This is a genomic window from Paenibacillus sp. HGF5, assembly GCF_000204455.1.
Taxonomy (GTDB): Bacteria; Bacillota; Bacilli; order Paenibacillales; family Paenibacillaceae; genus Paenibacillus_AQ; species Paenibacillus_AQ lautus_A.
Genome location: NZ_AEXS01000085.1, coordinates 1 through 12,702 on the forward strand (window position 1 = coordinate 1; position 12,702 = coordinate 12,702).

The window sequence follows — 12,702 nt, forward strand, 5'->3', positions numbered from 1 at the left end:
CCCGCGCCCTGCCTTCAATATCCTTTACATTGATCATATCCACCATCACTTGCTTGCCTTGCTTGAGGGCTTCCGCTACCGCGCCTTTGATCGTCGAATCGTCGGATACGCCAAGCACCGTAATGATATCCGCACCGGCTTCGGATGCTTTCATCACTTCATAACCGCCGGCATCCATAATTTTAAGGTCGGCCAGCACGCGCAGATGCGGGAACGCCTCTTTAATCGCTTTGACGGCATGAAGCCCTTCGTTAATAACAACCGGCGTGCCGATCTCCACGATATCGATAAACTCCGCTACCTCTGCCACGACTTCTTTTGCTTCCGGAATATTCACCAAATCCAATGCCAATTGAAGTTCCATATTGTCAATCTCTCCTTATGAGCGTATTGGTTAATAACTACACGATCATTGTAGAGTAGACAGTTTACTTTACGGAAGTACGTACTTATAAGTGAGATACTTACGTGGAAGTAAGTAATACGGAGGGACAAGGGTTCCCAGGTTTTCATTTATTTGCGAATCTTTCGTCTCGATGCTGGTAAAAAACAATTAAGCCTGTTTGTTCACTTTAGTCCAGTCTTCGGCTGTGGTTTAATATAGTTGTCAGGCCGGACAAAATGATCGGAAAGGAGGCTGAACGAATTGATTCAGAATATGGAGGTGGCATCTGCGTAAGCGGGTGTCACGTTTAGGGGAGCCCCGTAACCAGGGCTCCCTTTCGTTTGAAATCCACAGAACCGGAGGTAACATGATGTCCTATTCACGTCAACCTGCCGTTATCGTTGTCACCGGCGTCATGGCTTCAGGTAAGTCGACCGTAGCCCAGCTGCTGGCCGAGAAATTTGATCGCGGAGTCCATTTGCGGGGTGACTCGTTTCGGAAAATGATGGTCAAGGGCAGGGAAGAAATGCTTCCGGATGCTTCCGACGAAGCGAAACGGCAGCTTGTCTTGCGCTACAGATTATCCGCCTCCGCTGCCAAAGCTTATGCCGAGGGCGGTTTTCATGTCGTACTGCAGGACGTCATTCTCGGCCCGGCGCTGCAAGAAATGACCGCTATGTTAACAGGCGTTCCCGTGTACGTTGTTGTGCTCAATCCTTCCGAGGATACCATCCTTGCCCGGGAGCAGAATCGAGGCAAAAAAGGCTACGGGGTCTGGAGCATACATGAGCTGAACCGGCGGTTAACCGACGAAACGCCAAGAATCGGCCTCTGGCTGAATACTTCCGATTTAACTCCCGAAGAAACCGTCCAAGAGATTTGGAAACGGATTTGGGATGTGGGGAAGATCCATTAACCTAAACCCTGCATCTTCACGACCGGACTTCCTGGTAAAAAACAATTAAGCTTGTTTATTCACTTCAGTCCTGCCGCCGGCCGTGGTTTAATATAGATGTCCGGCTGGACCAAATGATCGGAAAGGAGGCTGAACGAATTGATTCAGAATATGGAGGTGGCATCTGCGTAAGCGGATGCCGCGTTAAGGGGAGCCCCGTACAGGGCTCCCCTTCATTACATTTATTCATAGATTACGGCTTTGATTTCGTCGCTATCAATATTGTTTTTGTCGTACCAGTAGAATCCCGTATCGATCTGCGGCTCGACCTTCTCTCCTTTGACGGCCGCCACGGCAGCTTTTACCGTCTCGTATCCGATGCCGACCGGATTTTGCGTGATGGCTCCCGCCATCGTTCCGTTCTTGATCGCGTCGATCTGCGCTTTTCCGGAATCGAATCCGACCACGATGATCTGGCCTTCCTTCTTCATCTCCGTCACCGCATTGATGACGCCGACGGCGGAGCCTTCATTCGCGCCGAATATCCCTTTTAAATCCGGATGCGCCTGCATCATCGCTTTGGCCAGGTCCGTCGACTTCAGGTGATCCCCGCCGCCATATTGAATGTCCACGATCTCGATATTCGGATACTTCTCTTCGATCTGCTTCTTGAAGCCGTCGCGGCGGCTGACCCCGGTTACGCTGGTCTGGTCATGGACCACCATGGCGATTTTGCCTTCATTCCCGATGAGCTCCGCCATTTTGTCAGCCGCGAGCGCGGATGCAGCCATATTGTCCGTTGAAGCCGTCGTTACCGGAATGTCGCTTTCCACGCCCGAATCGAAGGCGATGACCGGGATGTTGTTTTCCTGGGCTTTTTTCAGATAAGGTATGGAGGCCTGGCTATCCAATGCGGCAAAGCCGATCGCGCTTGGCTTCTTGTCGAGCGCGGCCTGCAGCATTTCGATCTGCTTATCCACCTGGGATTCCGTCTCCGGGCCTTCAAAGGTAATCCGCACGCCAAGCTCATCCCCTGCTTTCTCGGCACCGGCTTTCACCGCCTGCCAGAACTGGTGCTGAAAGCCCTTGGAAATGATCGGGATGTAGATCTCTCCTTCGGCTGCAGAACCGGCTCCTGAACCGGATCCGCCCTCGCCTGGACTGTCGGTACCTCCGGCAGCGTTATTGCCCGATGAACCGCAAGCCGCCAGCATGCTTGCAGTCAGCAAAAGAACCAGAGCTAATACGGAAAGCTTTTTCATAATGCAATCTCCCCTTGTTTAGACATATTGGTACAGCTATAGATCTTCCGTTACGGAAGCTTCTATCGAGATCAAGCCAACCTACGGCCAACCGAGCACTGGCAGCAGGCCCTAAAGAGAACTTACGCTTTGCGTCTGCGCAAAATATCCGCATACACCGCGAGTATAATAACGAACCCTACAACAACGGTTTGCCATTCCTGGGGCACGGACAGAATGCGCAATCCGTTCGTCAGCACGCTCATGATCAACGCCCCGATCACCGTTCCGATAATGGTACCCTTCCCTCCGCTGAGCGAAGTTCCCCCGATTACGACCGCCGCGATGGCTTCCAGTTCATACCCGGCACCCAGCGCCGGATTGGCCGAGTTCAGCCTCGATGCCATCATGACGCCCGCCAAACCGGTAAATGCGCCGGTTAAGGTGTAGATCACGATTTTCCAGAAGCCCACGTTGACGCCGGACAATCGGGTCGCCTCTTCGTTGCTGCCCAACGCAAAGTTATACCGCCCGAGGATGGTCTTCGATAAGACGAGATAGCCGAGGATCGCCGCAATGAAGAAAATGACGACCGCATTGGGAATATCGAGCCCCGGCACCAGCCAGCCCAGCACGCTGCCCTGGGACACCTCGGCAAAGCTTTCGGCATCGTTGAAATAGACCGGTTTGGCCCCGGAGATGATGAGCGCGAGACCTTTGGCGATCATCATCATCGCCAGCGTTGCGATAAAAGGCGGAATCTTCATTTTCGCCACCGCCGTCCCGGACAGAAGCCCGCACAGGGCGCCGGTCAAAATGCCGCCAAGAATGCCGACGGGGACCGGCAATCCCCAGAAGGTGATGCAGACCCCTGTCATAACGCCGCTCAGCGTCATGACCGTCCCGACGGACAGGTCGATGCCGCCGGTAATAATGACAAAGGTGGATCCCAAAGCCAGCACGCCGATTACCGCTGTGGACAGAAGAATGCCCACGATGTTGGAGAACTGAAAGAAATTGCTGGACGAGAACGTAAAGAATAGGACGAGAACGACCAAGCTGGCTAGAGCCAGCACTTGCTGGAGCGCGCCCGATTTGATTTGAATGTTCATCTGCTTGTTCCTCCTGACGTGTATAGATGACGCGACGGTGTCTTACATCCTCGCTGTAGCCAGATGCATAATGCTTTCTTGGGTCGCCTCTTCATGATCCAGCTCGCCCGTAATCCGGCCTTCGCACATGACGAGAATCCGGTGGCTCATCCGAAGAATTTCCGGCAGCTCCGACGAGATCATGATGATCGACTTGCCCTGTACTGCAAGATCGTTCAGCAATCGGTAGATTTCGCTCTTGGCCCCAACGTCGATTCCTCGCGTCGGCTCGTCGAAGATCAGGATGTCGCAATCCCTCGTCAGCCATTTGCCAATGACGACCTTCTGCTGATTGCCCCCGGAGAGGAACTTGACCTCCTGATCGACATGCGGCGTTTTGACCTTCAATCGCGACACCATATCCTCCGCCTGCTCGCGAATCCTCGCCGTATTCATCCAGCCGCCGGGACGGAGGAAGCTGCCGTATGAGGCGATCGCCACATTGCTCTTCACGTCGAGATCGACGACGCATCCATAGCGCTTGCGATCCTCGGATAGATAGCCGATCCCTTGCCGCACCGCATCGTGCGGGCCCTTGATCGTTACCTTGCGGCCGTGCACGCGGATCTCGCCGGATTGGATGCGGTCGGCGCCGAAGATGGCCCGGGCAAGCTCGGTCCGTCCCGCGCCGACGAGGCCTGCAATGCCAAGAATTTCTCCCTTTTTCAGAGTCAGGTTAATGTCCTTCAAGGTTCTGCCTTGATTCAGTCCGATAACCTCCAATACCGTCTCGCGCTCACCAGCCATCCTCTCCGGCTTCGAGGTCTCGTAAATCTGCCGACCGACCATCTTCGAGATAATGTCCTGGGTCGTGACTTCAGCCGTGGATACCGTATCGATGTACTGCCCGTCGCGCATCACTGTAATGCGATCCGTGATTCGCTTGATCTCGTCCATCCGGTGGGAAATGTAAACGATTCCAACTCCGTTCTCGCGAAGCTGTCGTATGATGCGGAACAAATCCTCAATCTCCGTTTCGCTCAAAGCCGCTGTCGGCTCATCCATGACCAGCACATCGGCGTTGTAGGATAATGCCTTGGCAATCTCCACCATCTGCTGCTTGGCAACCGTTAATTCCGAAACCTTGATGGAGGGGTCCATGTCGAGGCCCATCCGTTCGAACAGCTCCTTCACCTGCCGGTGCAGAGCCCGGTCGTCCAGAAACAATCGGAGCTTTCGCCGCGGCTCCCGCCCGATGAAGATATTCTGGGCGACCGTCAGGTCAGGGGCCAGATTCAGCTCCTGATGAATCATGCTGATTCCAACGTCCTGAGCAACTTTCGGGTTCGATAACTCAACGGGCCGCCCTTTGAATTCGATCGTTCCTGCATCCTTCTGATAAACGCCGGTCAGGATTTTCATCAGGGTTGACTTGCCCGCGCCGTTTTCACCCATAAGGGCATGGACTTCACCGGCCCGCAGGTCGAATCGGCAGTTATTTAATGCAAGCACACCCGGAAATTCCTTCATGATTCCTTCCATCTGTATCAGCCATTCGCTCAACGTCCCTCACCTCTCTAGCTGGCACCTTTTATGAATCATTGTACAAACAGCTTCCGCGTGAAGGAATGGAATATTCTCTGATCGATGTTGAATAATCTATGATCCGCCGCAAAAATCCAAAAGAGAAGAAGCTACTCCTCCACAAAGGGAAAGAGCAGCTTCTGGTTCTCCTCGGTAAACATATTGTCCTTATTGATGATAACGGAATCGGTGTATATATGCCGGGGCATCTTGTCGCCCTCGATAACGGATACGGCTGTTTTGATGCCCAAATAACCGATGTTGAAGGGCTTCTGAACGATCGTGGATTGCAGGACTCCCTCTTCGAGCAGCTTGACTTCCTTCACCGAGCTGTCGAATCCGACCAGCTTGACTTTGCCAACCAGCCCCAGTTCCCGAATCGCTCTGCCGGCCCCCACCGTAGAAGGCTCATTCAGTCCGACGATTCCATTCAGGTCAGGCCTCTCAAGCAGGAGCTTTTTCGTGATTTCGTAGGCCCTCTCCTCCTTGCCTTCACTGTAGTAGGTGCCTACGATTTCCGTGCCGCCGCGCTGCTCCAGAATGCTTCGAACCCCTTGCTCCCTCTCGATCTGCGTCGAGGTGCCCTGCACGAAACTGATGATAGCAACCTTGGCCTGTTCCGGCAGGCGCGACGACAGCTCCTTGCCGGCCTTCTGTCCCGCATTCACGTTGTCGGTCGCGATCAAGCTCTGTGCATAGTCACCATTCACGGCGGAATCAATCATAATGAGCGGGATGCCAGCCTTACGAATCGACTCTGCAACGGGAACCAATCGGTTATAATCACCGGCGGCCAAAACGATCGCATCCGGCTTCCGCTCGACGGCCTCCTCCAACAATTGAATTTGCAAGTCAACCTCGATTTCCTGAGACGGTCCTACCACCGAGACGTCCACGCCGAATTCCCGTGAAGCCGTGTGCACCCCTTCAATCAGCACCCGCCAGAATTCATTCTCGTCCAGCGCCTTTACGCCGACGATAATCTTCTTGGGGCCGGGGTCATCCTTGGACCACTGATAAACGGCATAACCCAGAATAAGCAACGGAATCAGCAGCAGTACCATATAACGCATTCGCAGGTACGACTTCAAGGCACATCCCCCTCCACACGCTGCCATTCATCTGCATGAACGGCCGGAATGGCCAACGTTACGCTTGTACCCGATCCGGGCACGCTCGCATAGCTAAGACCATATTCCGTTCCAAAATATAACTGTATCCGCTGATGAACGTTCGCAATGCCAACGCTGTTTCTCGATGGGATGCCCTCTTTAGACGTGAGCAGCGTCTCCACCGTGGACTGATCCATCCCGATGCCGTCGTCCGTGACTTGAAATTCGATGCGGTGATCTCGACGCCCCCCTGTAATCGTGATCGTTCCCGGTCCTTCCTTGTTTTTGATGCCATGATAAATGGCATTCTCCACCAGCGGCTGCAGCAGCACCTTCAGCGTCAGATACGGGTAAAGCCCGCGATCGATATCCAGGGCAAAAGTGATTTTGTCCTGATAACGCATCTGTTGTATTTTCAAATAATTCGTAATATGCTCCACCTCGGTCGCAATCGGTATCAATTCCCTCCCCTTGCTGAGCGAAGCCCGAAACAGCCTGGCTAAAGCCGATGTCATCAAAATCACCTCGTCATGCTTCTTGCTCTCAGCCATCCATATGATGGAATCCAGCGTATTGTACAGAAAATGGGGGTTGATTTGGGCTTGCAGGGCATTCAGCTCGCTTTTTCTCTTAATCTCCTGCTCTACCACGATTTGATACATCAATTCCTTAATCTTCAGCACCATCACGTTGAAGCTGCGGGCAAGTCCGGAGATTTCCCTGGAGTGCCCCACCGGGACCCGGATGTCGAAATTCCCCTTCTCCACCTCCATCATCTTCTCTTGCAGCTTCTTGATGGGACGCGTCAGATTGCGTGAGAGGACGACGGAGAACAGCACGCCGACGACGAGGCATAACAATCCCGCTATAGCAAAAGACAGCTGCATCTGCTTCTTATTGTCCACAAGCTCATTCTCGTAAAAAACGCCCACGATTTTCCAGCCAAAATCCGTGTTCTTAATGCTGTAAATCCGGCTCGCACCGTCCTCCTTCACGACAAAGCTTCCATGTTTGTCCTGCAGCACCTGGTCCAATCTCTCCGTTTTCAGATTGCTGTAAAGCAGCTGCTGCTGGGGGTGATAAACAATCCGGCCTTCGCGGTCAATAACGAATACATAACCACGGTTCCCCAGATCGAGCTTGCTGAGCATATCATTAATCACTTTGAAGTTAAGATCGATCAGCAGGACGCCAAGCCCTTGGGTCAAATCCATGCCGCTGAGCTCGCGGCTCAACGATACAACCCAGCGGTACTCTCCCTTAATGACGGGCTGTACATGCGAGGAAGAGATCACCGTCTGTCCTTGGTTTTCCTTCGCCTGCCGATACCAGGGCTGATCGGATATTTCAATATAAGGATTTAACTCCGCATTGGACCGATCGGAAATGAAGGTCCCTCCCGCCCCGAAGATGTTGATCGAAGCAATGTCTTTGCGCGAAACGCGAATCGAGTGAAAATAATCCGATATCTTCGCCTTTAATACCGCCAGCTGCGCAGGCTCCAGCTCTTCGGCCGAGGCCAGGTATTCTCTTACGTTCGGATTGTTCATCGCGGCCAGCGAGATGTCCTTCATGCCTGTAATGTAGGTTTGGATATTCGCATTGACTTGATTGATCAGCTCGGAGGTATAACTTTCCGCCGTTTCCCGAACAGCCGATTCGGACAGCCGATAGGAGATGAAGATAAGCAGCAGTGCCGTGAACAGTACGAGCATCACGAAGGAACTGGCAATGCGGGACTGAATGCTTTTGATTCGCTGCGGAGCCTTCATGGCTGTACCCCGCCAGACGCCATTTTGTTCCGGTACTCCGTCGGGGTATCTCCGGTATGTTTCTTAAACAGCACGCTAAAATATTGAGGATCCTGATATCCGGTTTTCGCCGCAATTTCATAGGTTTTTAACAAGGAATGCTTCAGAAGTTCCTTCGCTTTCTCCATGCGGACTTCCGTAACGTATTCGACGAAGGTCTTCCCGGTATGCGACTTGAACAAGGCGCTGAAATAACTCGTGCTCATGAAGATCCGGCTGCACACGGTCTTAATCGATAACTCCGCATCCTCATAATGCCGCTGGATGAAATCGACCGCCTCCAGCATTTGGGAGCGTGTAATATCCTTTCTGGTCTTGGCTACGTCCCTTAACGCCTGCTCGCATACCTCGTTTAACCAGCGCTCAATCTCATCCAAGGACCGAAAAGAATACAGATCGGAGAGCAGCCTCTTCTCCTTGCCGATCAGCTCATTCCCATTGCTGCCGATTTCCATCAAAGTTTGAAGCACGGCAAGCATGACCCGAAGGACCCGCACGTAACAGAGCTCGATTGAAATTGAAGCGCTTCCAAGTTCGCTGATCAGCCGCCGGATGCACGCCTTCACCTCCGAGCCTGTGCCCGCCCGGATTGCCGAAACCAGCGCCGTCTCCGTTTCGATACCATCCAAGAGAGGACCGCTCCCGCGTTTTTCAAGATCGGTGATATGGACCACCTGATCGCGACCGATCAGAAGCCGGTACTCCAGGGCGGCCTCCGAGGCCTTGCAGGAATAACGTATGTTCTGCAGCTCGCAACAGATCGTTCCGATGCCAACCGTGACCGTGAATTTCATGAACTGCTTGGTGGAGCCGCGAATGTCCTCCGCCAGTTCCTGCGCCCGAGCGTGCAGCATTTCCTCGTCGGAGCCCGACAGAATGGTCATAACCTTATTCTCTTTATACCGAAAAACGGCTGCTCCAGGCTCACCCGCCAGGATCTCCTGCATGATGTTGTATAAAGCAAAAGCATGCAATTCATTATCGGCGTGCTGTTCATCCGAGCGAAGCTCATCCATATCCGCTGCCATGGCAATATACAGCGGCCCGCGCAGCGGAATATCGAAGTAAGACAGCCTGCTCTCCATTTCGGACCGCTTCATCGGCGATGACGCCAATCGTTCCAGAAAACGTTCCCTAAGCAGGACCAAGCTCTCGTTCAACTGCTTCTTGAGCCTCTTCAAGTGTTCGGTATGACCGCGCTCCTCATCCATTTCCAGCTTGAGCTTTTCGAGCATGTCCCTTAATTCCGCCGCCGTAACCGGTTTCAAAATAAAATCCGTCACCTGCAGCTTCACCGCCTGCTGGGCGTATTCGAAATCGTCGAACCCGGTCAGGATGATGATCTTCGTCTTAGGAAAACGTTCCGTAATATGACGGGACAATTCCAAGCCATCCATGTACGGCATGTTGATGTCCGTTAACACGACATCGGGCTGATGACGGGTTACGGCCTCCAACGCATCTCTGCCATTCTCGCAATCCCCGATGCATTCATAGCCATGCTCCGACCACTGAATCCGGTTTCGGATCCCTTCCCTTACGATCGGTTCGTCGTCCACAATAAGAATCGTATACAATCAAAGCCTCCCCCGTTCAAAAGCAAATCCCCTTTGCTCTGGTTTATCGTGTTACGAGGTGAATAATACAGGAAAAGCCCTTCGGCAGGCAACTGCCAAAGGGCTCCAGAACTTCATGTTTTATTTGCGGGCATTCATCCACGTCATGAAATTGTTCACCACGATATCGATGAAACCGATCGTCGGTTCATGGATCAGCTTGCCGGACTCATCCATCTTCTCGTGCACGGCGCCGATATAAACTTCATTGTTAGGAAGCAGCGGCGAGGTGATGCCAACGGAGAAGAGAATGTCCCGAAGATGCTCTTGGGCGCGAACCGTTCCGAGCTGTCCCATCGATGCCCCCATGATCCATGAAGGCTTCCCGTTCATGACCTTATCGACGCGCGATAACCAATCCAGCGCATTCTTGAGCACGCCCGGTATAGAATAATTATATTCCGGCGTGATCCACAATACGGCATCGGAAGCGGCAATCCGCTCCTTGAATTCCTTGACGGCCGCAGGAGGGTCCAACTCCGTGTCTTGATCGTAGAACGGAAGATCGCGAAGATCCACGATATCAAAGGCGATCTGATCCGAATAGCGCTGCTTCAAATATTCCGCCAGTTTTCGATTGTACGACTCTTTTCTAATGCTTCCCACAACGATTGCAACGTTCATGATATCCTCCAGTTCTATGCCTTTCCAGCACACATGATTCAGTTATTGGGTAACTTATTTTAGCCTATCACCATATTTTACCATTGTCAAAATACCTTAGTCCTACTTCATCAGGGAAAGCAGCTTACAGACATCTCTTTCCAGGTCTGCCCTTCTTTCTACAGGCACATGCCGCAGCAGCGCCATGGCGGCGTAAGGTACCTTGATGGCATGCGGATCTTCATACAGCCGGCCCCAATAGGCCGATTCCGTGATGGAAGCCTCGTCAGGCGCCTCGATCCCCTGAGCCATAAGCGTTTGAGGTCTGAGACGGTTAAGTTTCGTTTGGAGCCGGTGATTGCCTTGGCCCAGCTTGGCCAGTTGGGCATAACCGAGCCGTTCCAGCTCAATCAGCGCGTGGGCGTGGGTAACGCCATGCTCAAGTTCACCGGCAAAAAAATAATATCGGCCTTCCACGTGCTGATCCGGCAGCACGAGATCCAGCTCGGCAAGTGCACGGCATGCCAAATCGGACGCATCCCGGTAAGGCGGTATTTCCGAGAGCGAGATTTCCGATAGATCCAGCTTCGTATAATCCTCAATGCCGTAATACCTTGCAAGCTTATGTTCACTCGCTGCATCGTTCATGAGTTTAAGCAAACCTCTCACGATGGACGGAGTCAGTAAGTCCGGACGGTCCCGCAGTGCTTTCAGTCCGAGTACGCCCAGGGTTACGCCGTGGCCCGAAGTGCTCAAGCTTGTCAGGTTGGGCAAAAGCCCTTCCAGCAATTGATCCATCAATTCAGGCTGTGCGGGCTCGGATGGATACGGTTCAAACCAATCTTCATGCTGAGCGCGCAGATGACGGCAATTGGCAGCCAATCCATGGAGCACATCTTGCGGCAGATCATGCTCCTTCTGCATGTAATACGCTGCCAAATACGCCCCGCCGACATGCCCTTCAAACCAACCGACTTCGCCGCCGCGGCTCAAAGCCGTGAGACCGTCTATCAAATATTGGTCGTCAATGACCGGGTTCACCTCCTCCCCTTCGGCGGCACTCGGCAGATTCAGTTTGGCTGCAATGTCCTTGGGAAAGCTGGTTATCTTCAACCTGATGCTGTAGCCGTACATTCTAAAACGCAGTCCCTCATCGTTATCCGATAGGATCATCCGCCGATCCAGGGCCGAGCGGACCCGGTCTATAAATCGCTCGTCGGTGACGCCATACGTTAATTCCAGCGTCGGTGCCAGCGCGTACATGGAGATCGGGATCCATTTGCGTCTCGTGGATACCACAACGGCATGGGCCGTTCCGCCGATGACAAAAGCAAATTGTTCCGATTCCTTGGCGATGGTGAATCCGAGCGTCCGCTGCATCCACAGTCGGGCAGCTACCGGATCCTCGACAGGCAGTCCCACTTCCCGCAAATAGAGGACGCCATATTTACCGCTCGGGGTCAGAACCCCTTCCTTTAGATCCTTGTGGGCGATAAACTCCAGCAAATTTCCATCTCCATCCCTGAAGTATACGTTCACGTCGGAATCGAAGGATTCGACCACCTTGCCGTCCGGCCATTTCAACAACGGCACCTGCTCCGAGAGGCTCCGGACGGTGGAATCAAATTGGGAGAAAGCCACTTCAAACGCGATATGGGCAGGGGCTATGGGTTCAAACACCTCTTCAAATACCAACGTGAAATCGGGTGTAGGCTGAAATGCAATTTCGGCCTCGCTTTCTCTGACGACCGGGAATTGAAGCAATCCGTGATAGAATTGCTTCACTCCCTCGATGGAGACGGTCTTTAATGTTAATCCGGCGAAATGGGTGATCATGAGATTTCAGCCTTCACTTGATTGCTGATCTTCTTAACCAGCTCCATAAAGATGGAAAGCGCCTCTTTCGCCCGATAATCCAGCACGATCGTGCCCTCAGCCGCTTCCGACTCGTAAATGGCCCGTTGAGATCCGCCGATGGAAATCCATTCCGGACTATTAATACCATGCAAATTGCGTATGGTGGCCTGCATTTGCTGCAGTGAACTTACGCCGACCGCCCCGCCTGCCGAGCTTACCGATAAGACGGGTTTACCCGAGAAATGCATCTGCCCCAAATGATCCAGAGCATTCTTCAACACTCCGCTCATCCCGCCGTGATACTCCGGGGTAGTCAAAATGACGCCGTCCGCCTCCATTAATAAACGCTGCAGCTCACGCACGCCCTCATGCCGGTTGAATATTTCGTCCGGGGAATAGAACGGGAGCGGCGTTTCATACAAATTAAACAGCTTCACTTCCACGAACAACCGGTTCATTTGCGCTTCCAAGGCTTTGGCCAAAATGGTACTTGTCGCTTCTTTGCGA

General features: G+C 52.9%; 11 protein-coding genes. 1 reads left to right on the forward strand and 10 read right to left on the reverse strand.

The annotated features are described in order from the left end of the window. The coding region (locus HMPREF9412_RS13850; protein ID WP_009592218.1) for an orotidine 5'-phosphate decarboxylase / HUMPS family protein at positions 1 to 364 on the reverse strand (364 nt) is incomplete at its 3' end. Positions 365 to 755: 391 nt separating this feature from the next. On the opposite strand from HMPREF9412_RS13850, the gene HMPREF9412_RS13855 reads away from it, so the two are divergent. Then, a complete protein-coding gene (locus tag HMPREF9412_RS13855; protein WP_036672227.1) occupies positions 756 to 1,301 on the forward strand; it encodes an AAA family ATPase in 546 nt (181 codons plus the stop codon). Between the two features lie 221 nt (positions 1,302 to 1,522). Here the strand turns inward: HMPREF9412_RS13855 and HMPREF9412_RS13860 are convergent, their stop codons facing one another. From HMPREF9412_RS13860 to HMPREF9412_RS13900, 9 genes are all read right to left on the reverse strand, one after another. Further along, positions 1,523 to 2,542: an ABC transporter substrate-binding protein gene (locus tag HMPREF9412_RS13860; protein ID WP_009592222.1), complete on the reverse strand. Its 1,020-nt coding sequence runs from the start codon at positions 2,540 to 2,542 to the stop codon at positions 1,523 to 1,525. A gap of 122 nt (positions 2,543 to 2,664) precedes the next feature. After that, positions 2,665 to 3,633, reverse strand: a complete 969-nt coding sequence (locus HMPREF9412_RS13865; protein WP_009592220.1) for an ABC transporter permease — start codon at positions 3,631 to 3,633, stop codon at positions 2,665 to 2,667. 42 nt (positions 3,634 to 3,675) lie between these two features. Beyond that, a complete protein-coding gene (locus HMPREF9412_RS13870; RefSeq protein WP_009592223.1) occupies positions 3,676 to 5,175 on the reverse strand; it encodes a sugar ABC transporter ATP-binding protein in 1,500 nt (499 codons plus the stop codon). A gap of 131 nt (positions 5,176 to 5,306) precedes the next feature. Next, a complete protein-coding gene (locus HMPREF9412_RS13875; RefSeq protein ID WP_009592215.1) occupies positions 5,307 to 6,287 on the reverse strand; it encodes a substrate-binding domain-containing protein in 981 nt (326 codons plus the stop codon). Then, the gene (locus HMPREF9412_RS13880) at positions 6,284 to 8,080 is read right to left on the reverse strand and encodes a cache domain-containing sensor histidine kinase (RefSeq protein ID WP_009592219.1); all 1,797 of its coding nucleotides are present in this window, start codon (positions 8,078 to 8,080) and stop codon (positions 6,284 to 6,286) included. Before HMPREF9412_RS13880 ends, HMPREF9412_RS13875 begins: the two co-directional genes overlap by 4 nt. Then, complete coding sequence (locus HMPREF9412_RS13885) at positions 8,077 to 9,696, reverse strand: response regulator (protein WP_009592224.1); 1,620 nt, start codon at positions 9,694 to 9,696, stop codon at positions 8,077 to 8,079. Before HMPREF9412_RS13885 ends, HMPREF9412_RS13880 begins: the two co-directional genes overlap by 4 nt. Positions 9,697 to 9,816: 120 nt before the next feature. Next, positions 9,817 to 10,359, reverse strand: coding sequence for an NADPH-dependent FMN reductase (locus HMPREF9412_RS13890; protein WP_009592221.1), 543 nt, complete (start codon positions 10,357 to 10,359; stop codon positions 9,817 to 9,819). Between the two features lie 102 nt (positions 10,360 to 10,461). Continuing rightward, entirely contained in the window at positions 10,462 to 12,174 is a 1,713-nt protein-coding gene (locus HMPREF9412_RS13895; RefSeq protein WP_009592216.1) for a VOC family protein, read from the reverse strand. Beyond that, positions 12,171 to 12,702 (reverse strand): NADPH-dependent FMN reductase (locus tag HMPREF9412_RS13900; RefSeq protein WP_036672230.1); only part of this gene is annotated, 532 nt, incomplete at its 5' end. The genes HMPREF9412_RS13895 and HMPREF9412_RS13900, both read right to left, overlap by 4 nt.

Bases quoted from the DNA above. Each gene is read 5' to 3' on its own strand.
- HMPREF9412_RS13890 (WP_009592221.1), bottom strand. From the start codon at position 10,359: ATGAACGTTGCAATCGTTGTGGGAAGCATTAGAAAAGAGTCGTACAAT.
- HMPREF9412_RS13855 (WP_036672227.1), top strand. From the start codon at position 756: ATGTCCTATTCACGTCAACCTGCCGTTATCGTTGTCACCGGCGTCATG.
- HMPREF9412_RS13880 (WP_009592219.1), bottom strand. From the start codon at position 8,080: ATGAAGGCTCCGCAGCGAATCAAAAGCATTCAGTCCCGCATTGCCAGT.
- HMPREF9412_RS13865 (WP_009592220.1), bottom strand. From the start codon at position 3,633: ATGAACATTCAAATCAAATCGGGCGCGCTCCAGCAAGTGCTGGCTCTA.
- HMPREF9412_RS13860 (WP_009592222.1), bottom strand. From the start codon at position 2,542: ATGAAAAAGCTTTCCGTATTAGCTCTGGTTCTTTTGCTGACTGCAAGC.
- HMPREF9412_RS13895 (WP_009592216.1), bottom strand. From the start codon at position 12,174: ATGATCACCCATTTCGCCGGATTAACATTAAAGACCGTCTCCATCGAG.